Genomic DNA, 22,813 nt, shown 5'->3' with positions numbered 1-22,813 from the left:
ACCCGGCGCGAGTTGAGATTGTGTCAGAACGCCTTGGCGGCTGCGTCGAGCGCCTTCAGGCGGCGCAGAAGCTCGGGCATGTCGTCGAGCGCCACCATGTTCGGCCCGTCCGACGGCGCGGTGTCGGGGTTCTCGTGCGTCTCGATGAAGAGGCCGGCGACGCCGACCGCGACGGCCGCCTTCGCCAGTGTTTCCACGAAGCGCCGCTCGCCGCCCGAAGAGCCGCCCTGCCCGCCCGGCTGCTGGACGGAATGCGTCGCGTCGAACACGACCGGCGCACCGATCTCGGCCATGATCGGAAGCGAGCGGAAATCGGACACGAGCGTGTTGTAGCCGAAGGAGGCGCCGCGCTCGGTCAGGAGGATGTTGGGATTGCCGCTCTCGCTGACCTTGGCCGCGACATTGCGCATGTCCCAAGGGGCGAGGAACTGGCCCTTCTTGATGTTCACCACCCGGCCCGTGCGCGCGGCGGCGATCAGGAGATCGGTCTGGCGGCAGAGAAAGGCCGGGATCTGCAGGACGTCGCAGACTTCGCCGACCTCGGCGCACTGCTCTTCCGTATGGACGTCGGTCAGGACGGGAATGTCGAAAGTGCGCTGGATTTCGTCGAATACGGGAAGCGCGCCGCCAAGGCCGATGCCGCGACGGCCGGACAGGCTGGTCCGGTTCGCCTTGTCGAAGCTCGCCTTGAAGACATAGCCGATCCCGAGATCGGCCGTCAGACGCTTCATGCGCTCCGCGATCATCATCGCATGATCGCGGTTTTCCATCTGGCAGGGGCCGGCGATCAGCGCGAAGGGCCGATCCTGCGCGAAGGTGACGCCGCGAAGATTGACGGAGGCGTTGGGTCGGGTCATCGCGGCGTCTTTCGCAAGCATGTCAAACGAGGCGGGAGCGTTCCACGGCGGCGCCGATGAACGAGGCGAAGAGCGGATGCGGCTCGAAGGGCCGCGACTTCAGCTCGGGGTGATACTGGACGCCGATGAACCAGGGATGGTCGGGCAGTTCCACCGTCTCCGGCAGAAGCCCGTCCGGCGACATGCCGGCAAAGCGCAGACCCGCTTCCTCCAGCCGCGCGCGATAGGTGCGGTTGACCTCGTAACGGTGGCGGTGCCGCTCTTCCACTTTCGTGTCGCCATAGATCGCGGCGATGCGCGAGTCCGGCTGGAAGCAAGCGGTATAGGCGCCGAGACGCATCGTGCCGCCGAGATCGCCCTCGCTGGCGCGCTGCTCCAGCTCGTTGCCCTTCATCCATTCGGTCATGATGCCGACCACCGGCTCGTCGGTCGGACCGAACTCTGTGGACGCGGCGTTCTCGATGCCGGCCAGCGAACGCGCCGCCTCGATCACCGCCATCTGCATTCCGAAGCAGATGCCGAAATAGGGAACGTTGTGTTCGCGCGCGAATCGGGCGGCGGCGATCTTGCCTTCCGACCCGCGCTCGCCGAAGCCGCCGGGAACGAGAATGCCGCTGACGCGCTCGAGATAGGGCGTCGGGTCCTCCTTCTCGAAGACCTCCGACTCGATCCAGTCGAGCTTGACGCGAACGCGGTTGGCGATGCCACCGTGCTGCAGCGCCTCGATCAGCGACTTATAGGCGTCCTTCAGGCCGGTATATTTGCCGACGACGGCGATCGTGACTTCGCCTTCGGGATGGGCGATGCCCTCCACGACCTGATGCCAGCGATCGAGCTTGGGCTTGGGCGCCGGATCGATGCCGAAGGCCGCGAGCACTTCCGTGTCAAGCCCTTCATTGTGGTAGGCGATCGGCACGTCGTAGATCGTCGCGACGTCGAGCGCCTGAATGACCGCGCTTTCGCGGACATTGCAGAACAGGCTCATCTTGCGGCGTTCCTCGCGCGGGATCGGCCGATCGGCGCGCACGAGGAGAATGTCGGGCTGAATGCCGATGGAGCGAAGCTCCTTCACCGAATGCTGGGTCGGCTTGGTCTTCAGCTCGCCGGCGCTCGGAATATACGGCATGAGCGTCAGGTGGACATAGACGGCCCCGCCGCGCGGCAGATCGTTGCCGAGCTGACGGATGGCTTCCATGAAGGGCATGGCCTCGATGTCGCCGGCCGTGCCGCCGATTTCGCACAGGACGAAATCGTATTCCTCGTTGCCTTCGAGCACGAAGGCCTTGATGGCGTCCGTGACGTGCGGAATGACCTGCACCGTCGCGCCGAGGAAGTCGCCGCGCCGCTCCTTGGCGATCAGCTCCTGATAGATGCGCCCGGTAGTGACGTTGTCCATCCGGTTGGCCGAGCGGCCGGTGAAGCGCTCGTAGTGGCCGAGATCGAGATCGGTCTCCGCTCCGTCATCGGTGACGAAGACTTCGCCGTGCTGCGTCGGGCTCATCGTGCCGGGATCGACGTTCAGATACGGATCGAGCTTGCGGAGACGCACGCGGTATCCGCGTGCCTGAAGAAGAGCGCCGAGCGCCGCCGAGGCGATGCCCTTCCCCAAAGAGGAAACCACGCCGCCAGTGATGAAAATATATCGCGCCATGGGCCTTCCCGATACGCTTTCAGTGAGGATTCGGCCAGCCATAAAATCGGCCGTAAACGAAATGGGGCGCCGAAGCGCCCCACGATATCAGGTGAGAGCCCGAGCTTACTGCGCCGGCTGAGCGGGCGTCGTGCTCGCCGCGCCATTGGTCGCACCGGGCGCCGGCGCTTCCACCGGCGGAACGGTCGGCTGAGAGCCGGCATTCGGCGCCTGCGGAGCGGGATTGGCGGGAATCTGCTGAGCCGGAGCGGCATCGGCGCCGGTGGGCACCCCGCCCTGGTTCTGCGCCGGTGCGGGCGTCGTCGGTGCGGAAGCGGGTGCCGCTCCGTTGGCCGAAGTTCCGCCGGCGGGGACGCCGCCATTGGTCGAGGACTGATCGGGCAGGCCGCCGAGCTGGTCGAGCAGCGATCCGCCGGCTGCCGGTGCCGCACCCGGCGCGGTCTGGCCGGCGGGCACGCGGTTCAGGATGTCCAGCGGGTCCGATCCGTAGCGCGCCATGATGGCCAGCGCCATGGAGGTGATGAAGAACAGCGTCGCCAGGATCGCCGTCGTGCGGGTCAGCATGTTAGCCGCGCCGCGCGCCGTCATCAGGCCGCCGCCGCTGCCGCCTCCCATGCCGAGGCCACCGCCTTCGGAGCGTTGAATCAGAACGACCACCACCAGCGCGAGGACGATCAGAAGATGAATGACGATCAGGACAGTCTGCATGGGAGTTCGCGCACAATCGTTCGAGAGTTGCGCGCCTTCTATAGGAGGCCTCGCTTTATTCCAACCCTATTGTGCAACCGCTATCGGCAGTTACGGGCCGCCTCGCAGATGGCGAGGAAATCCTGGGCCTTCAAGCTCGCCCCGCCGACCAGCGCGCCGTCGACGTCGGCCACGGCCATGAGGGCCGCCGCGTTGCCCGGCTGAACCGACCCGCCATACAGAAGGCGGAAGCCCTGCCCGCGCTCCTCCCCGAACCGTTCGCCGAGACGCTGGCGCAGATGCTTGTGCACTTCGGCGACATCGTCGGGCGACGCGGTCTTGCCGGTTCCGATCGCCCAGACCGGCTCGTAGGCGATCACAGTATCGCTGGGGGAGACGTCGTCATGGAGCGAGCCGGCCAGCTGGTCGCCGAGGACCGTCAGCGTCTCGCCGGCCTCGCGCTGCGCCAGCGTCTCGCCGATGCAGACCACGGCGACCAACCCCGCGCGATGGGCGGCTGCGAGCTTGTCGCGCACGGTATCGTTGCCTTCGCCGTGATCGGCGCGGCGCTCCGAGTGGCCGAGAATGACATGGGTCGCGCCGGCATCGCGCAGCATCTCGGCCGACACTTCGCCCGTATGGGCGCCCTTTTCGGCCTTATGGCAGTTCTGCCCGCCGACCTGCACATGTCCGCCCTCGCTCAGCATGTCGCTGATCGGGCGGATGAGCGTCGCCGGCGGACACAGGAGAATGTCGATGTCGATCGCTCCATCGCGGCTCCCTTCGGAAATGGCCCGCACCTCGTCGAGGTGCCCCGTCAGGCCGTTCATCTTCCAGTTTCCCGCGATCAGCTTTCGGCGCGTCACGTCTCTCTCCCCGGTTTGGCGTGGCTCGTTCGGAGCCGCGCCGGACGATGAGCTAGCGAGCCGGATTGCCGAAATCAAACCCCTGCGAGCGAAGAGCTTCTTTCTTTCCGTGGCCGGAATGCCTATTCGACATCGCGAAGATGGATTGATCGGAGTTCGCAGCGAATGCTGAACCAGATGCGTCGCGGTGCCTCGGGCTGGGTTGCCAAATTTTTTCTGGGTGCATTGGCCCTCAGTTTCGTTGTTTGGGGCATCACGGACGTGTTGCATACGCGGGGGGCCGGCACGACCGTGCTCGAAGCCGGCGACGTGCGCGTGACGGTGGCCGAGTATCAACAGGCCTATCAGCAGGCCATGAACCGGTTGGGCCAGCAGTTGCAGCGGCGGCCGACGGCCGAGCAGGCGGCGATGTTCGGTGTCGACCAGACCGTTCTCGCACAGCTCCGCGCGGGCGCCGTGGTGGACCAGGCGGCCGAACGCGCCGGGCTTGGTGTTTCGGACGTCGGCATGATCTCCCTGATTCAGCAGCAGGAGGCCTTCCACGACGGGAGCGGACAGTTCTCCCGCGACGTGATGCGCGCGGTCCTCGCCAATGCCGGTCTGAACGAAGCCGCCTATCTGGCGGACCTCCGGCGAACCGCCGTTCGCAGCCAGCTGATCGGCTCCGTGACGGACGACGTGACGATTCCCGCCGCCTTCGTGGATGCGCTCGGCGCCTATAATGGCGAGCGGCGGACCATCCAGTATGTGGTTCTCCAGCCGCAGCCGGCCGACAGCATCGCCGATCCGAGCGAGGAGGAACTCGCCAGCTATTTCACCGAGCAGACGGACACCTACCGCGCGCCGGAATATCGCGCCTTCACCTATGTCGCGCTGACGCGCGCCACGATGGCCGAGACCGACAAGGTGACGGACGAGGAAATCACCCGCTACTACGAAGCGAACCGGGCCGAGTTCACGACGCCCGAGCGTCGCGCGGTGCAACAGGTCGTGTTCCCCGACCGTGCGGCGGCGGACGCGGCCGAGACCGCGATCCGAAACGGCGCGTCGCTCGCCGATGCCGCCATGGCGGCCGGTCGCCAGGTCGCGGATCTTGGCACGATCGGACGTGCCGAACTCGGCAATGGCGCGCTCGGAGACGCGGCCTTCTCGGCCCAGCCGAACGTTCCGACCGCCGTCGTGGATGGACCGTTCGGTCCCGTCATTCTCGAGGTGACCTCGGTCCAGCCCGAAGTGGTTCGCCCGCTCGACGCCGTGCGCACCGAGATCCGTGACACGCTCGCCAAGTCGGCGACGAATGCCAGGATCACCAACGCCTACAACACGCTGACCGAAGCTCTCCAGAGCGGTGCGCCGCTCGCCGAAGCCGCGCAGCAGGCCGGCGTGACGGTCGAGACCGTGCCGGCCGTGTCGCGCGAAGGTGTGACGCCCACGGGCGAGAGCATCGAGACGATCCCCGGCAAGGCGCAGGTTCTCGCCGCCGTGTTCGGCGCCGAGGAAGGCGGCGACATCGCCCCCGTGAATTTCGATGGGAACAGCTACGTCTTCCCTGTGCTCGGCGAGATCACGCCCGCGCGCGATCGCAAGCTGGAGGAGGTGCGCGATCGCGTTCTCGCCGACTGGAAGCAGGACGAAGCCGTGCAGATGGTGATCGACCGGGGTCGCGCGCTGGCCGACCGCGTGCAGAAGGGCCAGTCGTTCCAGGACATGGCCGAGGTCGAAGGTCTGACGCCGCAGACTGCGCCGGGCCTGACCCGCTCCACCGCCGTGCCGGTTCTCGGAGAAGCCGGAATGCGCGCGGCCTTCTCGGGGCCGCAGGGTCTCGTGGCCTCCACCCCCGCGCGCGAATCCGGCGAAGCGCTGGTGCTGCAGGTGTCCGAGGTCGCTCCGCTCGCCGACCCGGCCTCCGTCGTCGCGCAGACGACGAAGGACGGCCTGTCGCAGGCGCTGCGCGGCGATCTGGAGCAGAGCTTCATCACCGAGCTCCAGTCGGGCATCGATGTGTCCTACAACCAGGCCGCGATCCAGCAGGCAAAGGTGGGCGTGCGATGAGCGCAGGCATGAAGCCGCTTCTAAACAAGGTCGCGTCCGGCGGCGCGCTCGACCGCGAGGAAGCGCGTCGCGCCTTCTCCATTCTGATGTCGGGCGAGGCCACGCCTTCCCAGATCGGTGGCTTCCTGATGGCGCTGCGCGTGCGCGGTGAGACCGTGGAGGAGATCGCCGGCGCGGTCGACGTGATGCGCGCCAACATGGCGCCCGTCGCTGCTCCGTCCGATTCGATCGACATCGTCGGCACGGGCGGCGATCAGGCGGGGACGTTCAACGTTTCGACCTGCGCGGCCTTCGTGGTGGCCGGCTGCGGCGTGCCCGTCGCCAAGCATGGCAATCGCGCGCTTTCGTCCCGGTCGGGCTCTGCCGACGTTCTGGCGGCGCTCGGCGTCGATGTGGACCTGACGCCCGGCCAGATCGGCGAGGTCATCGCGGCGGCCCGAATGGGCTTCATGTTCGCACCGACGCATCACGCAGCCATGCGCTTCGTCGGTCCGAGCCGTGTCGAGCTCGGAACCCGGACGATCTTCAATCTGCTCGGTCCCCTCGCCAACCCGGCCGGCGTGAAGCGTTTTCTCCTTGGCGTCTATGCGCGCGAGTGGGTTCTGCCCGTCGCCGAAGCGCTCCGGGCGCTCGGAGTGGAAAAGGCCTGGGTCGTCCATGGCGACGGTCTCGACGAGATGACCGTGTGCGGTGAAACGCATGTCGCCATTCTGGAACAGGGCGAGGTTCGCGAGACCGTCATCCGGGCCGGCGACGCCGGCCTCGGCGAGCATCCGATCGGCGATCTTCTGGGCGGCGAAGCGGAGCACAACGCGGCTGCGCTGCGCCGCGTTCTCGCCAACGAGCCGAGCGCCTATCGCGACATCGTCCTGTTGAACGCGGCCGCCGCGCTGATCGTGGCCGACAAGGCTTCCTCGCTGGAGGAAGGCGTCGCGCTGGCGGAGATGTCGCTGGCTGGCGGTGCCGCGAACGAGGCGTTGTCGCGCCTCATTTCCGTGTCCCGTTCGGTTGGGGGAAAAAGCGCGTGACGGATATTCTCACGAAGATCGAGGCCTACAAGCGAGACGAGATCGCGCACGCCAAGCGCGAGACGCCTTTGTCGGCTCTGGAAGACGCCATCCGGACCGAAGCGCCGCCGCGCGGCTTCGCCGACGCGCTCCGCCGCAAGCACGCGGCGGGTCAGTTCGCACTGATCGCCGAGGTCAAGAAGGCCAGTCCCTCGAAAGGATTGATCCGGCCGGACTTCGCGCCGGTCGCGATCGCGCAAGCGTATGAGCGCGCCGGCGCCGCCTGCCTCAGCGTCCTGACCGACATTCCCTCCTTTCAGGGCTCGCCCGCTTATCTGACCGAGGCCCGCGCCGCGACCGCGCTCCCGGCGCTGCGGAAAGATTTCCTGTTCGACACCTATCAGGTCTCGGAGGCCCGCGCCTGGGGAGCGGATGCCATCCTGATCATCCTCGCCGCCGTGGACGATTTGCTGGCGCGAGACCTCGAAGACGCCGCCTTCGATCTCGGGATGGACGTGCTGCTCGAAGTTCACGACGAGGCGGAGGCCGAACGTGCGCTGAAGCTTCGCTCGCCGCTCTTCGGCGTCAACAACCGCAATCTGCGCACGTTCGAGACCAGTCTATCCACGAGCGAGCGCCTGGCAAAGCTCGTGCCTGATGACCGGATGCTCATCGGCGAAAGCGCCATCGAATCGCATGCGGATTGCCAGCGTCTGGCGCAATCGGGCGTGCGCACCTTCCTCGTCGGTGAAAGCCTGATGCGCAAAGCCGATGTCGAGGCGGCGGCGCGCCAGCTTCTGTTCGGCTCGGAAGGGGCGGCCGCATGAGCGGCGCCACGCTGACGCATCTTCAACCGGATGGCGCCGCGCATATGGTGGATGTCGGCGACAAGGCTGAGACGGTGCGCACGGCCCGCGCCGAGGGCCTCGTCCTGATGAAGGCGGAAACGCTCGAGCTCATCCGCGAAGGCAGCGCCAAGAAGGGTGACGTCGTCGCCATCGCGCGGATCGCCGGGATCATGGGCGCCAAGAAGACGCACGAGCTGATCCCGCTCTGCCATCCGCTCATGCTGGAGAAGGTGTCGCTGGACCTCGAATTCGAGCCCGCGCTTCCCGGCCTCCGCGTGACGGCGACGTGCCGCGTGTCCGGCAAGACGGGGATCGAGATGGAGGCGCTGACGGCCGTGTCCGTCGCCTGCCTCACGATCTACGACATGGCCAAGGCGGTGGATCGCGACATGGTGATCAGCAATATCCGACTTGTCGAGAAGACCGGCGGTCGATCGGGCAGTTGGAGCGCGGCGTGAGCCTCGTTCCGGTCGAGGACGCTCGGGCGCGACTCCTGTCGGATGTCGCGCCGGTGGCGCGGACCGAGCGGCTGCCTCTTGCGGCTCTGGCCGGTCGGCGCCTTGCGGCCGACCTTCGCGCCACCCTCACGCAGCCCTCCTTCGACGCCTCGGCGATGGATGGTTACGCTCTGATCGCGGCCGACCTGACGTCCGCTGAGACCCCGCTGTCCGTGATCGGCGAATCGGCGGCCGGCGTTCCCTTCGAGGGCTCGGTGCGCGCCGGACAGGCCGTGAGGATTTTCACGGGGGCGCCCGTCCCTGTCGGAGCCGACGCGGTGGTCATCCAGGAGAACACCGAACGGCTGGAGGCCGGGACCGTGCTCGTGCGCGAGCCCGTCGCTGTGGGGCGCCATATCCGGCCAGCGGGAAATGACTTTCGCGAAGGCGATGTGCTGTTGCCCGCAGGCGCGCTTTTCCGCCCGGCCGGCATCGCGCTTGCCGCGAGCGGAGGGCATGCGGACGTCGAGGTCTACCGGCGGCCACGCGTCGCGATCCTGATGACCGGTAGCGAACTCGTCATGCCGGGCACGCGCCCCGCTCCGTCCCAGATCGTCGCCTCCAACGGCTTCGGCATCGCCGCGATCGTCGAGGCGGCGGGCGGCGAGGTTCTTTCCTACGGGATCGTCGAGGACGACCGGGATTCGCTGGTGCGCGTGTTCGAGCGCGCGTTGGAAGACGAGGCCGATGTCTTCGTGACCATCGGCGGCGCCTCGGTCGGCGATCACGATCTCGTCGGGCCGGTTCTGCGGGAGCGCGGCGTGACGCTGGATTTCTGGAAGGTCGCGATGCGGCCGGGCAAGCCCTTGATGGCGGGCCGTCTCGGCCCGTTGCGCTTTCTCGGACTGCCCGGCAACCCCGCCTCCAGCCTCGTCACCGCCGAACTCTTTCTGCGTCCCCTGGTGGAAGCCCTGGCCGGGCGCCCTGCCCGCGCGCCCTATGAGCAGGGCGTGCTCGGCGCCGACGTTCCAGCGAACGACCACCGCGCGGAGTTCATGCGCAGCCGGATCGTTCCGGGGGATTCGAACCAGCCGGTGATCATGCCCGCACCCCGGCAGGATTCGTCGCTTCTCAGCGTTTTCGCGCAGGCCGACGTTCTCCTGGTGCGGCCACCCCACGCTCCGGCCGGGCAGCCGGGTGACCCCTGCGAGTTCGTGCGATTGAGTTGACGGGGTTCCTTGCAGAACACAAACAGAACATATAAGCTTTGTTCAGGTTTTGTTTTGGTTGGATACGATCGATGTTGACCCGCAAGCAGCATGAATTGCTCCTCTTCATTCATGATCGCCTGCAAACCGTCGGCGTCCCCCCGTCCTTCGACGAGATGAAGGAGGCGCTCGATCTCAAGAGCAAGTCGGGCATTCACCGCCTGATCACCGCTCTGGAAGAGCGCGGGTTCATTCGCCGTCTGCCCAACCGGGCGCGGGCGCTGGAAGTCGTACGACTGCCCGATTCGATGGGTGCGAAGGCCAAGGACGGAAACGCGGCGCAGGCGCGCGAGGCGGAGGTCGGGGAGTCGCAGGTGATCGCCTTCCCGCCCCGTGGGGCGGCGGCCTCGCGGACGGAAGCGCCGGATGCGGCAAACGATTCCATGCCGGTGCCCGTGATGGGCCGGATCGCCGCCGGTGTTCCGATATCAGCGATTCAGCAGACCAGCCGCTCCATCGCTTTGCCGATCGAGATGTTCGGCCAGGGCGAGCACTACGCTCTGGAGGTCAAAGGCGATTCGATGGAGGATGCCGGCATTCTCGACGGCGACACGGTTCTGATCCAACGCGCGGATACGGCGACGGCCGGCGAGATCGTCGTCGCGTTGATCGACGAGGAAGAGGCGACGCTGAAGCGGTTTCGTCGCCGTGGCGCGATGGTGGAACTGGAAGCCGCCAATCCGGCCTACGAGACGCGCGTTCTCGAAGCCGGCCGGGTCAAGGTTCAGGGTCGCCTTGTCGGACTGATTCGGCGCTATCACTGACGGAGGGATCGCCCGTCTTGGGGCGCACGCGGTCGGAGGTTTCTCGCGCCTGCCGTTCGGGCCAAGGCTCGGCTCGATGGCGATTCCATTCCTCGAAAGGAGATGGAACCGACGCGGCGAGACGCCATCCGGCATCGTTTCGCTCCAATGCCAGCGCACCCGTTTCACGAAGCGTTCGAAGGGTGACGAGCCGCGCGCCGGATCGACAGGCCCTCATGCGCGGCGCGCGCGCGACGATCGCGACATCAGCCGTGTCGCAGACCTCGCCGATTCGCTCCAGCTTATCCGTCCAGGCGACGCGCAGGCCCGACCGCGTTTGAGCGCGGCAGATATTATCAGCGCAGTCGAAACCCGACGTCCGCCCTTTCCCCCGGGCGACGTTCAGCTCGAAGGCGCGGTCCCATTGCTGCGAGATGAAACGGTTCGGCCGCTTGCGCAGATGGAGGACGCGACCGCCCTCTAAGATCACGGCGACATCCTTCGCGTCCTCGGACACGAGCAGTTCGGGCCGCACCGTCGGTGGGATGAGGGCAAGACCGAGCATTAGCGGCAGGAGCGCCGTCCATCGCAGCCGGCTCTGGCAAAAAGATAGAAGCAGCAAGGCGGCGGTGAAGCACAGAAGGCTTCGCGCGCCGATCTGACCGACCGCATAATCGGGCAGCGTGTTCGCGAAGCTCTTTGCCATCCAGAACACGAGATCGAGCCCCCAACCGATCGGGCGGAGTGCCAGATATTCGAGCCCGAAGGGCATCAGGCAGGCGCTCGCGAGCGCCAGCGGCATGATCCAGAACGAGAAGATCGGCGTCGCGAGGACGTTCGCGAGAAGCCCGAACGGGGCGGCGCGCTGGAAGTGATAAATGCCGTAGGGTGCCGTCGCCGCCCCTGCGATCAGCGACGAGACGAAGACGCCGACGATGACGAGAAGAAGCGTGCGGAACGACGAGCCCGCTGCCTCCGAGCCGCGCGACCAGCGCGCATAGGCGCCATAGGCCCCGATCAAGGCGGCCGTCGCGGCGAAGGACATCTGGAACGTCGCGGTCATGAGCGCATGAGGCGAAATCGCCATGACGAAAAGCGCGGCGATCGCGACGTTGCGAAGCGTCAGCGCGGGGCGGTCTACCAGGACCGCGCCGAGCATGATAGCGATCATGATGAAGGAGCGCTCTGTCGCCGCGTTGTCGCCCGCCAGAAGGAAGTAGAATCCCGTGACGAAGAGAGCCGCGAGCGCCGCGATCTTGCGGACCTGCCATCGAAGGGCGATCGCGGGAAAGGCGGCGAGGACGGAGCGCACGAGCACCATCACCATGCCGGCGACGAGCGCCATGTGGAAACCCGAGATGGACAGAACATGCGCGAGGCCCGTCGCGCGCAGGGCGTTTTCGATCTCGTCGGGAATGCCGGCTCGCTCGCCGTTGATGAGCGCGGCCGTCACCGCCCCGCGTTCGTCGGGCAGAACCGCGCGAATGCGCTCGCCCATGCCGAGACGAAGGTCGGCGATCCATTCCATGAAGGAAAGCTCGGCAGGTGCCTCCGAAGGCTTGGGCGGCCCGAGCGAATAGCCGAACGCCCCGGTGCCCTCGAAAAAGGGCATGAAGGCGAAGTCGTAAGCGCCCGGGAATGCGGGGCCGGCAGGCGGGCGCAGGCGCACGAGACCTTCATAGCGGGCGCCGATGCTCAAGGGAGCGTGGCGGCTGGACACGAGAACGCGGACCCGCTCCGGCGGGCGGCTCAGCGTCGGGCGCTCCGTGCGTTCGAGATCGATCGTGTAGCGATATCGGCCACGATCGTCCTGTTCGCGCAGCCCGACGCGGCCGACGATGCGAACCGTGGCATCGCCGGACAGGATCGTGGTGCGCGTTACCGTCAGTTCGACCCAACTGGCGAATAGGCCGAGAGCGAAGCCAAGCGGAACGAGAAGCACCGACCGCAGGAAGGGCCAACCAGCGCCTGCGATGCTGCCGCCTATGCACGCGACACCGATCGCGGGGCCGAGCCAGACGGCGGGCCGCCATCCGGTTCCAAAGACGAGGCCGATCGCGAGCATCATTCCGATGGGCAGGAGCGCAAACGCGGACCTGAGCGCCCGTTCCGTCTCGATCTCCTGCGCGAGCCATTTGCGCCAAGCGGTCGGGCCATGCGGGTGCGGTGCGGAGGCAGCGGACGGAACGGCAGAGGCGGACGAGCCGTCCTCGCGCTGCCCCGCCAGAGGTCTGGTTTCCGCCCCCGATGCCGGCACGTTCGCCCCGCCTTGAGTCCTCTTCGGCGTATGTTACACAGCCCGGGATGAAAGCGCAGCCCGAGGCGATCGGCGTTTGCGCAGGACCCGCAAGGGCTTGCGACCCCGTCGCGCCCGGCTTTCAAAGGCACAGAGATGACCGATCGCGTGGTGACACGTTTCGCCCCCTCGCCCACGGGCTTTCTCCATATCGGCGGTGCCCGCACCGCCCTGTTCAATTGGCTCTACGCCCGCCGAATGGGCGGGCAGATGCTCCTGCGCATCGAGGACACCGATCGCGAGCGCTCGACCGACGCCGCGGTGCAGGCGATCATCGAGGGGCTGGACTGGCTCGGTCTGAAGGCGGATGGCGAGCCGATCTCGCAGTTCGCCCGCGCCGCCCGCCACCGCGAAATCGCCGAGGAACTCGTCGCGGCCGGCAAGGCCTATTACTGCTATGCCACCCCGGCCGAGCTGGACGAAATGCGCGAAAAGGCGAAGGCCGAGAAGCGCCCGCCCCGCTATGACGGCCGCTGGCGCGACCGCGACCCGTCCGAAGCGCTGGCAGGCGTCAAGCCGGTCATTCGCATCAAGGCGCCGCTCGATGGCGAGACCGTCGTCCGCGACAAGGTGCAGGGCGACGTTCGCTTTCCGAACAAGGATCTCGACGACTTCATCCTGCTGCGCTCGGACGGCACGCCGACCTACATGCATGCCGTCGTGGTGGACGATCACGATATGGGCGTCACCCATATCATTCGCGGCGACGACCATCTGACGAACGCCGGACGCCAGACCCTGATCTATCAGGCGATGGGCTGGGACGTGCCAGTCATGGCGCATATCCCGCTGATCCATGGCGCGGACGGGGCCAAGCTCTCCAAGCGCCATGGCGCGCTCGGCGTCGATGCCTATCGCGGCATGGGCTACCTTCCGAAGGCGCTTCTGAACTATCTGGTGCGCCTCGGCTGGAGCCATGGCGACGACGAGGTGATGTCGATCGAAGACATGATCTCCTGGTTCGACATCGTCGATATCAACAAGGGCGCCGCGCGCTTCGACTTCGCCAAGCTGGACGCCATCAACGGGCACTGGATTCGCGGCTCCTCGGACGAGGAACTCGTGGAAACGCTGATGACCGAGCGCGCGTACCTGCCGAACGGCGACATTCTTCGCCAGATGGACGACGCGATGGTTCGCCATAGGCTCGGCGCCGCGATGGCCGGTCTGAAGGAACGGGCCAAGACCCTAGTCGAGTTGACCGAAAGCACGGCCTATCTCTTCGCCCAGCGCCCGCTTCCGCTCGATGAGAAGGCCGCCGAAATCCTCGCCAAGGATGGGCGTGACATCCTTCGCGGGCTTCTGCCCGCCCTGGAGGGTGTCGAAAGCTGGGACGTCGCGTCACTCGAAACGGTGATCAAGGCCCATGCCGAAGCGGCCGGCCTGAAGCTCGGCAAGGTCGCGCAGCCGCTTCGCGCGGCCCTGACGGGCAAGTCGACCTCGCCCGGCGTCTACGACGTGCTGGCCGTGCTCGGCCGCGACGAGTCGCTCGCCCGCTTGAAGGATCAGACGGCCGCCTGAGGCCGCTTTTGGCAACCAAGCGTTTTCCAAGTTCGGCATTCGCCGCGAACGGGTGGAGTCTCTTCTTCATCCGTTCGCCGCTCTCCCAATGGCGAAAACTTGCCTTTTGCCTCAGGCGGTTACGAAACGCGTCAGGTGCACCGCAAGACAGCGTGACGCAACCCGCCTACAGTCAAGACTGGATCGAGTGTTGCGGCGCAAGATTTGTTACGCGGCGGAAACTTGTTCATTAACCACCTTTCCGATACGCATTCGCACGAAACCGGCGTCCGGCGCATTGAGCGGCCGCACGCGTCCGGGCTCGCGCAGAAGGGGTAACGCATGAATCAATCGGCGAAACTGGCCCTTGGAGACAAGAGCGCGGAGCTGACGCTCCGATCAGGAACCATCGGGCCCGATGTGGTTGACATCGCGTCTCTCTACAAGAACACGGGTCTTTTCACCTACGACCCGGGCTTCACGTCGACCGCGTCCTGCGAATCGAAGATCACCTATATCGACGGTGACGAAGGCGTCCTGCTGCATCGCGGCTATCCGATCGACCAGCTCGCCGAACGGGGCGACTTCCTCGAGACCTGCTATCTCCTCCTCTACGGCGAATTGCCGACCGCGAGCGAAAAAGCGGATTTCGTCTACCACGTCACGCGCCACACGATGGTGCATGAGCAGATGTCCCGCTTCTACACGGGCTTCCGCCGCGACGCGCATCCGATGGCCGTGATGGTTGGTTCGGTCGGCGCCCTCTCCGCCTTCTATCATGACTCCACTGATATCACCGACCCACATCAGCGCATGGTGGCGTCCATCCGTATGATCGCCAAGACGCCGACGCTGGCGGCCATGGCCTACAAGTATCATATCGGACAGCCCTTCGTTTACCCGCGCAACGACCTGTCCTACGCGGAAAACTTCCTGCACATGTGCTTCGCGGTTCCCTGCGAGCCGTACCAGATCAATCCCGTTCTCGCCCGCGCGATGGACCGGATCTTCATCCTTCACGCCGATCACGAACAGAACGCCTCGACCTCGACGGTGCGTCTCGCCGGCTCGTCGGGTGCGAACCCCTTCGCCTGCATCGCGGCCGGCATCGCCTGCCTTTGGGGCCCTGCCCATGGCGGCGCGAACGAGGCGGCGCTCAACATGCTCGCCGAGATCGGCAGCAAGGATCGCATCCCCGAGTTCGTCGCCCGCGCGAAGGACAAGAACGATCCGTTCCGCCTCATGGGCTTCGGCCACCGGGTCTACAAGAACTACGATCCGCGCGCCAAGATCATGCAGCAGACCTGCCACGAGGTCCTGAACGAGCTCGGCATCAAGGACGATCCGCTGCTCGAAGTCGCGATGGAGCTCGAGCACATCGCGCTGAACGATGAGTATTTCATCGAGAAGAAGCTCTACCCGAACGTGGACTTCTATTCGGGCATCACGCTGAAGGCGCTCGGCTTCCCCACCACGATGTTCACCGTCCTCTTCGCGGTCGCCCGCACGGTCGGCTGGATCGCGCAGTGGAAGGAAATGATCGAGGACCCGCATCAGCGCATCGGTCGCCCGCGCCAGCTCTACACGGGCGCCGCGCAGCGCGACTACGTATCGATCGGCGAGCGCTGATCGCCCTTTGAACGAAAACAGGCGCCTCAGGCGCCTGTTTTTTTATCCGCTATCGGTCGCTCGATCTGATCGAGAACGAGATCGGCGATCGTCTCCCCCGGGGGACGCGGCACGTCCATCGCCTGCCGGATCTCCTGAAGGCCCGCGAGCTGTGCCGTGCGCTCGGGCGTGTTCCGCAACAGCCGTTCCAGCCGCCGCGCCAGCGTTTCCGGGCGGACGAACTCGTGGAAGTGCTCGGGAACCAGCGGGTGCCCGGCAATGAAGTTCGGCAGCGCCGCTGTCCAGCCGGTCATGAGATGGCGCAGGAGATAGGACACCGGGTCGAGCCGGTAGGCCAGGACCATGGGAACGCCTGCCAGCGCCAGCTCCAGCGAAACGGTACCGCTCGCGGCGAGCGCTGCATCCGCCGTGCCGAAGGCAGCCCATTTCGCATCGTCGCCTTCCAGGATGGTCGGCTGCACGGCCCAGGTCGAAAGCTTGCGATCGATGAGTGAGCGCACGCGCGGCACCGCTGGAAGGCTCGCCGTCAGCCCTGGAATGCGCTCGTGCAGCCGCGCGTAGATCTGGCCGAAATCGTCCATCAGCCGCTCGATCTCGCCGCGCCGCGACCCCGGCAGGATGAGGAGATGAGGCGGCTCGCCGGCTGGGCGCATGCCGGCCACGCCCTCCCGCTGCAGAATGGCCCGCAGTCGCGGGTCGCCCATCAGCGGATGACCGACATAGGTCGCGGGCGGCCCGCCATTGTCTTCGAGAAAACGCGGCTCGAAGGGAAACAGGCTGGCCGAATGGTCGACCGCTTGCCGGAGCGCCTCGGCGCGGCGGGGCTTGTAAGCCCAGATCGCGGGCGGCACGACATTGACGATCCGCGCCTCCTGCCATTTCCGACGAACCTTCAACGCCACGCGATTGGTGAACGTGAAACTGTCGATCGTGACGATCACGTCCGGCCGCTCGGCGAGGAGGAAATCGACGGTCTGTCGCAAACGAGCCAGAAGCATCGGCAGGCGCGACAGGATGGCGCCGACCCCGATGATCGACAGCTCCTCGATGTCGAAAAGACTGTCGAGTCCTTCGCGCTTCAGCGCGTCACCTCCCAGACCCACGAATTCGACGTCGCTTCCAAGGCGGTGGCGCAAGGCTCGTGCGATTTCGCCCGCGATCCGATCGGCCGATTCCTCTCCGAGGACGAAAGCGATCTTCACGCGGCATCTCCCGTTTCCTGGTCGAGGCCCAAGACGAACAGCCCCGCCCTTGCGGCCGCTTCCGCCACTTTCTGAGGCTCGATGACGAGGGAGCGCTCGGCGCTCATGGCGATGCCGACGAGTCCCGCCTCCTCCGCCTGCGCGATGGTCTCGACGCCGATGCTCGGCAGATCGAAACGGCTGTCCTGCTGCGGCTTGAACGCCTTGAAGAGAACGCAGGTCTCGGCCTTTCCGATCCGGCCGCGCTTTCGCAGTTCCGCGACCCGAAGCAGCGTTTCCCGCGTGCCTTCGATCCCTTCCATCGCGATTACCCGGTCAGCCGAAGCGACGACCGCCTGGCCGATATCGAGCAGTCCGAGCTGCATGGCCGCGCGCTCCGCCCTTTGGATCGCCTCGCGATGGCGAGGCCAGCGATCGCTGCCGGTCAGATCGCCGCGTGGAAGGAGAAGCGTCGGCGCGATGGCCTGAACGCCGACCACGGAAAATCCGCGTCGCTCGAAGGCGCCTGCGACGGCTCGAAGGAGACTGTCGTCCCCGCCCTGCGTCATCACGAAGAGCTCGGGAAGCATTCGCAGCGTCTGCCAGCTCGGCCAGATCGACCGATAGTCCGGACGCACCGAGATCGTGCCGGCGAAGATCAGCGTGCGAATGCCGCGCCGACGCAAATGGCCGAACACGTCGCCCGTCTGGCCCCAATGGAGCGAGATGCACTCCCAGTCACCCCAGGATGCCTGTCGACCGTCCGCGATCGCGACGATGAAGGGGCGCCAACCGAGGCGCTCGGCTTCGCGCGCCACAAGCGCGGGCAGTGTGCCGCCGCCCGCGACGATCCCGATGCGCTCGCCCGGCTCTGCGGGTCGAAGCGCTTCGCCGGTGCTCACACGGGCCGCGTGCTGCGCGGAAAGCATAGCGCGCGATCGCCGCCCGAGCGGATGAAACCGAGAAGGTCCTGCACCAGCGGGTCCTCCGGATACTCGGCTTCGACCTCTTCGAGATTCTCCCGGAAGGTCAGATCGTCCGAGAACAGCATTCGGTAGGCCTTGCGGACATTGCGGATCGCCTCGCGGCCGAAGCCCGCGCGCTTCATGCCGATCACGTTGAGGCCCGAAAGATAGGCGCGATTGCCGAGCACCATGCCGAACGGAATGACGTCGCCTTCGACCGCCGCGAGCCCGCCGACATAGGCATGGTGCCCGATGCGGGTGAATTGGTGAATGCCCGACCCGCCGGCGATGGTGGCGAAATCGCCGACCACGCAATGGCCGGCCAGCATGACATGGTTGATCAGCGTCACGTTGGAGCCGACGACGCAATCATGCGCGACATGCGAGCCGGTGAAGAAGGCGCAATTGTCGCCGACCGTGGTCTCGCTATGCCCCTGAACCGTCCCGGGGTTGAGCGTCACGTGCTCGCGGATCAGGCAATTGTCGCCGATCACGAGCCGTGTGTCTTCGCCCTTGTACTTCAGATGCTGCGGGTCATGACCGATCGAGGCGAACGGGTAGATGCGAGCGCCCGCACCGATCCGCGTATTGCCGGCGATCGAGACATGCGAGCGCAGCGTCGAGCCAGCCCCCAGAACGACACGGGGACCGATATGGCAGAACGGGCCGATCTCGCATCCATCCGCGATCTGAGCGCCGTCCTCGACAACGGATGTCGGGTGAATTCGCGTGCCCTGCTCCATGGATCAGCCGGCATCCTCGGGAACGAGCATCGCGCTGATGGTCGCCTCGGCCACCTTCTGATCGCTCACCGTCGCGACGCAGTCGAACTTCCAGATATTGCCGCGCTTCTTGGTCTGCGTGACATGGTACTGTAGCGTATCGCCGGGAACCACGGGCTTGCGGAACTTGGCGTTGTCGATGGTCATGAAATAGACGATCGAATTGGCGTTGCCGCCCGTCGCGAGCTGGCAGATCGCCCCGGCCGTCTGCGCCATTCCCTCGATGATGAGGACGCCCGGCATCACCGGGTAATGCGGGAAATGGCCCTGAAAATGGGGCTCGCTCGCCGTCACGTTCTTGATGCCGATCGCCTTGCGATCTCCGTCGATCTCGATGATCCGATCGACCAGCAAGAACGGATAACGATGCGGCAGGAGCTGCATGATCTTCAGGATATCGACGCTCTCCAGCGTCGTGGCGGCCTCACCCGTCGTCACGTTCGTTTCCTCGGCTTGAATGAGCAATTCGTTTGAGCGCGGTCATCTCGCGAATCCATTCGCGCACGGGGCGCGCCGGTGTCCCGCCCCAACGAGCCCCAGCTGGAACGTCGGCCGCCACGACGCTGACGGCGGCGATCTGCGCGCCGTTGCCGATCGTGACATGACCATTGACCCCGCTCTGGCCGCCGATCGCCACACCGTCGCCCATCGTCACGCTGCCGGCAATGCCGACCTGACCGACGATGACGCAATTGCGGCCGATCACGACGTTATGGGCGACTTGGACGAGATTATCGATCTTGGTGTTTTCGCCGATCACGGTATCCCGCACGGCACCGCGATCGACCGCCGAATTGGCGCCGATCTCGACCCGATCCTGAATGATGACGCGGCCGATCTGGACCATCTTTTCGAGGCCTGCGGGCCCCGGCACGTAACCGAACCCGTCCTGCCCGACGCGGACACCCGGATGGAGGATGACGTGATTGCCGATGAGCGCGTGCTGCACCGTCACGTTTTGGCCGATGAAGCTGCCGCGACCGATCTGGCATCCAGCGCCGATCGACGCACCTGCGGCAACGATCGTTCCCGAGCCGATGGCGACTCCGGGACCGATCGAAGCGAAGGGCTCGACGGTTACGTTGGACTCGAGAGAGGCGCTCGGATGCACGAAGGCTTGCGCCGAGATCGTCCCGGTCGCTTCGATCGAAGTCGGCCGCAGGGCGTCGGGATAGAGCGCGCGTCCGATCTGGCCGAAGGCGACCTGCGGGCTTCGCACGATCAGAACGGCCATGCGTTCGGGCACGAGCGATGCGTGCCGCTTGGACGTCACCACGAGTCCGGCATGCGAGGTTTCGAGATCGGCCGAATAGCTCGGGTTCTCGAACAGCGCGACGTCGCCGGAGCCGGCCTGTCGGAGGGCCGCAAGCCCATGGACGATGAGGTCGGCGCTCGCGACATCGCGAAGTTCGCCGCCGCAAAGAGACGCCAGCGCGGCAAGGGTCGAACCCTCACCGCGCTGGAAGAATGATGAAGCCGTCATGAGGCGAGCGGACCCTCGCCCTTAGAAGCGCGAGGAGAAGCCGAACGAGAACTGCTGCAACTTGTCGTAGTTCTCCTTGGCGAGCGGCGCTGCGTAGTTCACGCGCAGCGGGCCGAAGGGCGAGGCCCAGATCAGTCCGACACCTGCGGACGCGCGCAGCGAGAAGTCTTCGCCTTCGATGCCCAGCTGGTTCCCGACATTGTCGAGACCCCAAAGCGAACCGGCGTCGGCGAAAGCCGCGCCGCGGAAGCCGAGGTCACGCGAGATCAGCGGCAGCGGGAAAGTGACTTCCGCCGAAGCGTTGGCGTAGTTCGTGCCGCCGATGGCGACGCCGAACTGGCGCGGACCGATGCCCTGATACTTGAAGCCGCGAACGATGTCCTGGCCCTTGAAGAAGTTGTCGAAGACGCGGAGGTCGTCGCCCAGCGCCGTGACATTGCCCGCACCCGCGCTCAGCTGACCGATCACGTCGTATTCTTCGGACAGGAGGCTGAAGAACGAGCCGCGACCCGTCGTGCGCAGGAACTTGGCGTCGCCGCCGAGGCCCGCCACTTCCTGGCCGACCTGAACGAACAGGCCGTCGCGCGGATCGCGCTGGTTGTCCAGCGTGTTGTAGGTCAGCGCGTAGGAGATCGACGAGGTCGAGTACGGGCTGTCGCAGATCGCGCGATTGATGATCGGCGAGAGCGTGTAGAGCGGACCACTCGGCGTGTTGCCGCAGGTGCTGAAGAACGGCTGACCGTTCACGAAGACCGGCAGACCGTTCGGCCCGAAGACCTGAACGCCCCGGTCGTCGCCGAAGGTCTCTTCCTTGTAGTTATAGGCGACCTGCGCCGTGAGATCCTCGGTGATCGGCGCGGCGAGGCGGAGCGAACCACCCGTCCGCTTGATGTCATAGGCCGTCGAGGAGGAGTTCTCGGTGCGGTAGAGATCGAAACCGGCGGCCAGACGGCGACCGAGGAAATAGGGCTCGGTGAACGACAGGTTGTAGCTGCGCGTGTCCTCGCCGAAGCCCGCGGAGACCTTCACGAACTGGCCGCGACCGAGGAAGTTGCGCTCGGTGATGCCGACTTCAGCGACCGGACCGGAGTTTTCGCCGCCCGTCGTGTAGCCGCCACCGACCGAAAATTCGCCGGTGGACTGCTCGTCGACCTGCACCACGAGAACCACGCGGTCGGGCTGGGAGCCCGGCGCCGTGGAAACGTTGACGGTCTTGAAGAAGCGCAGGGCCTCGAGACGCTTCTTAGCGCGCTGCACGAGAACCTGATTGAAGGCGTCGCCTTCCGAAACGTCGAACTCGCGACGGATGACGTAGTCGCGCGTCTTCGTGTTGCCACGAATTTCGATACGCTCGACATAGGCGCGCGCGCCCTGGTCGATCACGTAGTCGATGGAGATCGTGTTGTTGGCGAAGTCGCGATTGCCGCGCGGCGTGACCTGAGCGAAGGCGTAGCCCTGGTTCGCGACGGCGTTGGTCAGGTTGACCAGCGTGTCCTCGACCTGCTCGGCGCTGTAGGTCTCGCCCGGGGTGGTCTTGAGCTGCGACTGGAGCGCCTGGGCGTCGATGCCCGGAACGGTCGAGTCGATGTTCACCGCGCCGTAGGTGTAGCGCTCGCCCTCGTCCACGGTGATCGTGACGAAGTAGCGGTTCTTGTTGGGATCGAGCTCGGCCACCGAGGACACGATCCGGAAGTCGGCGTAGCCACGGTTGAAGTAGAAGCGACGAAGCGCCTCTTCGTCCGCGCGCAGACGATCTTCGTCATAGATGTCGTTGCGCTGCAGGAAGCTGAAGAGACCCGATTCGCGCAGCGAGATGACCTGCTTCAGACGCGAGTCGCCGTAAGCGTTGTTGCCGACGAAGTTGATGCTCTCGATACCGGTGCGATCGCCTTCGTTGATGTCGAACACGACATTCACGCGATTGCCTTCGGCCGCGACCGTGCGAACCGAGACGGTCGCGTCGGAGCGACCGATGCGGACATAGGCCGCCTTGATGGCGTCGACGTCGGCCTGCGCGGTGGACGCGTTGTAAGGCGCGCGCGTCGCGGTCTGAACCGTCGCGGCGAGCTGCTCGTTCTTGATCTTGTTGTTGCCCTGGAAGATCACATCGCCGACGATCTGATTCTCGGACACGTCGACGATCAGCACACCGCCCTGCTGGCGTGCGCGAACGTCGGAGAAGAGACCCGTCGAGAACAGCTTCGTGACGGCGGCGTCGACATCGGCGTCGCTCGCGTTGCGACCCGGCTTGATCTCGATCAGATTGCGCACCGTATCGGCGTCGACGCGCTGATTTCCGCGCACTTCGACGCGGTTCACGACGGCCGCTTCAGCTTCGGACAGGGTCACGAGACCCATAGTAACGGTTGAAGCTGCGAGCACGGTAGACGAAAGAGCCGCTGCAGACATTGCGCTCAGAAGCTTCGAACCAGCCGACATGGCCACTCACCTTTTTTCATTTCGCCGACAGCGCCGAAAGCGAACGTCGGCAGGCCGTGCGTTTTGTATCGGCTTTGCGGACGCATTCAACCAAACTGAACCGAATCCCTTTAGGAAACGGA

At 65.9% G+C, this 22,813-nt stretch carries 18 protein-coding genes and 1 pseudogene; 8 read left to right on the top strand and 11 right to left on the bottom strand.

Going from position 1 to position 22,813, the window contains the following annotated elements; all coding sequences use genetic code 11:
* Nucleotides 1-23: 23 nt before the first annotated feature.
* The 4 genes and pseudogenes from kdsA to tpiA form a co-directional block, all read right to left on the bottom strand.
* Nucleotides 24-857, bottom strand: coding sequence for a 3-deoxy-8-phosphooctulonate synthase (kdsA, locus tag B146_RS0104410; RefSeq protein WP_019995207.1), 834 nt, complete (start codon nt 855-857; stop codon nt 24-26).
* Between the two features lie 22 nt (nt 858-879).
* A complete protein-coding gene (locus B146_RS0104405) occupies nt 880-2,508 on the bottom strand; it encodes a CTP synthase (protein WP_019995206.1) in 1,629 nt (542 codons plus the stop codon).
* A gap of 222 nt (nt 2,509-2,730) precedes the next feature.
* Nucleotides 2,731-3,216 (bottom strand): annotated as a pseudogene (secG, locus tag B146_RS0104400) (preprotein translocase subunit SecG); the annotation flags it as partial.
* Between the two features lie 80 nt (nt 3,217-3,296).
* Nucleotides 3,297-4,061 carry a triose-phosphate isomerase gene (gene tpiA / locus B146_RS0104395; RefSeq protein WP_019995204.1) on the bottom strand — a complete coding sequence of 255 codons (765 nt, stop codon included), beginning with the start codon at nt 4,059-4,061 and terminating at the stop codon, nt 3,297-3,299.
* Between the two features lie 165 nt (nt 4,062-4,226).
* On the opposite strand from tpiA, the gene B146_RS0104390 reads away from it, so the two are divergent.
* The 6 genes from B146_RS0104390 (at nt 4,227) to lexA (ending at nt 10,437) form a co-directional block, all read left to right on the top strand.
* Entirely contained in the window at nt 4,227-6,113 is a 1,887-nt protein-coding gene (locus B146_RS0104390) for a peptidylprolyl isomerase (RefSeq protein WP_019995203.1), read from the top strand.
* Between the two features lie 8 nt (nt 6,114-6,121).
* A complete protein-coding gene (gene trpD, locus B146_RS0104385) occupies nt 6,122-7,141 on the top strand; it encodes an anthranilate phosphoribosyltransferase (protein WP_019995202.1) in 1,020 nt (339 codons plus the stop codon).
* On the top strand, nt 7,138-7,947 hold the full coding sequence (trpC, locus tag B146_RS0104380) for an indole-3-glycerol phosphate synthase TrpC (RefSeq protein ID WP_019995201.1): 810 nt from the start codon (nt 7,138-7,140) through the stop codon (nt 7,945-7,947). Before trpD ends, trpC begins: the two co-directional genes overlap by 4 nt.
* On the top strand, nt 7,944-8,426 hold the full coding sequence (gene moaC / locus B146_RS0104375; RefSeq protein WP_019995200.1) for a cyclic pyranopterin monophosphate synthase MoaC: 483 nt from the start codon (nt 7,944-7,946) through the stop codon (nt 8,424-8,426). Before trpC ends, moaC begins: the two co-directional genes overlap by 4 nt.
* Nucleotides 8,423-9,634, top strand: a complete 1,212-nt coding sequence (locus B146_RS0104370) for a molybdopterin molybdotransferase MoeA (RefSeq protein ID WP_026358319.1) — start codon at nt 8,423-8,425, stop codon at nt 9,632-9,634. Before moaC ends, B146_RS0104370 begins: the two co-directional genes overlap by 4 nt.
* A gap of 71 nt (nt 9,635-9,705) precedes the next feature.
* On the top strand, nt 9,706-10,437 hold the full coding sequence (lexA, locus tag B146_RS0104365; RefSeq protein ID WP_019995198.1) for a transcriptional repressor LexA: 732 nt from the start codon (nt 9,706-9,708) through the stop codon (nt 10,435-10,437).
* On the opposite strand, the gene B146_RS25025 is transcribed toward lexA, so the two are convergent.
* Nucleotides 10,391-12,673, bottom strand: a complete 2,283-nt coding sequence (locus B146_RS25025; protein ID WP_081630909.1) for a ComEC/Rec2 family competence protein — start codon at nt 12,671-12,673, stop codon at nt 10,391-10,393. The genes lexA and B146_RS25025 overlap by 47 nt on opposite strands.
* 135 nt (nt 12,674-12,808) lie before the next feature.
* Here B146_RS25025 and gltX point away from each other — a divergent pair, with 135 nt between their 5' ends.
* On the top strand, nt 12,809-14,233 hold the full coding sequence (gene gltX, locus B146_RS0104355) for a glutamate--tRNA ligase (protein ID WP_019995196.1): 1,425 nt from the start codon (nt 12,809-12,811) through the stop codon (nt 14,231-14,233).
* A 321-nt stretch (nt 14,234-14,554) separates the two neighbouring features.
* Nucleotides 14,555-15,841, top strand: a complete 1,287-nt coding sequence (gene gltA / locus B146_RS0104350; protein ID WP_019995195.1) for a citrate synthase — start codon at nt 14,555-14,557, stop codon at nt 15,839-15,841.
* Nucleotides 15,842-15,867: 26 nt separating this feature from the next.
* Here the strand turns inward: gltA and B146_RS0104345 are convergent, their stop codons facing one another.
* Genes B146_RS0104345 through bamA form a run of 6 tightly spaced genes read right to left on the bottom strand, consistent with a single transcriptional unit; the run spans nt 15,868 to nt 22,691 of the window.
* Nucleotides 15,868-17,043, bottom strand: a complete 1,176-nt coding sequence (locus B146_RS0104345; RefSeq protein WP_019995194.1) for a lipid-A-disaccharide synthase — start codon at nt 17,041-17,043, stop codon at nt 15,868-15,870.
* Nucleotides 17,040-17,951, bottom strand: a complete 912-nt coding sequence (locus B146_RS0104340; protein ID WP_019995193.1) for an LpxI family protein — start codon at nt 17,949-17,951, stop codon at nt 17,040-17,042. The genes B146_RS0104345 and B146_RS0104340 overlap by 4 nt, the downstream gene beginning before the upstream one ends.
* Complete coding sequence (gene lpxA / locus B146_RS0104335; protein WP_019995192.1) at nt 17,921-18,730, bottom strand: acyl-ACP--UDP-N-acetylglucosamine O-acyltransferase; 810 nt, start codon at nt 18,728-18,730, stop codon at nt 17,921-17,923. The genes B146_RS0104340 and lpxA overlap by 31 nt, the downstream gene beginning before the upstream one ends.
* Before the next feature lie 3 nt (nt 18,731-18,733).
* The gene (gene fabZ / locus B146_RS0104330) at nt 18,734-19,207 is read right to left on the bottom strand and encodes a 3-hydroxyacyl-ACP dehydratase FabZ (protein ID WP_019995191.1); all 474 of its coding nucleotides are present in this window, start codon (nt 19,205-19,207) and stop codon (nt 18,734-18,736) included.
* A complete protein-coding gene (gene lpxD / locus B146_RS0104325; RefSeq protein ID WP_019995190.1) occupies nt 19,194-20,252 on the bottom strand; it encodes a UDP-3-O-(3-hydroxymyristoyl)glucosamine N-acyltransferase in 1,059 nt (352 codons plus the stop codon). Before lpxD ends, fabZ begins: the two co-directional genes overlap by 14 nt.
* Nucleotides 20,253-20,273: 21 nt before the next feature.
* On the bottom strand, nt 20,274-22,691 hold the full coding sequence (gene bamA / locus B146_RS0104320; protein WP_026358317.1) for an outer membrane protein assembly factor BamA: 2,418 nt from the start codon (nt 22,689-22,691) through the stop codon (nt 20,274-20,276).
* Between the last annotated feature and the right edge of the window lie 122 nt (nt 22,692-22,813).

Source organism: Aureimonas ureilytica DSM 18598 = NBRC 106430 (genome assembly GCF_000382705.1).
Lineage (GTDB): Bacteria > Pseudomonadota > Alphaproteobacteria > Rhizobiales > Rhizobiaceae > Aureimonas > Aureimonas ureilytica.
The sequence above is the reverse complement of the archived record's forward strand: the minus strand, read 5'-3'. Positions and strand labels throughout refer to the sequence as shown.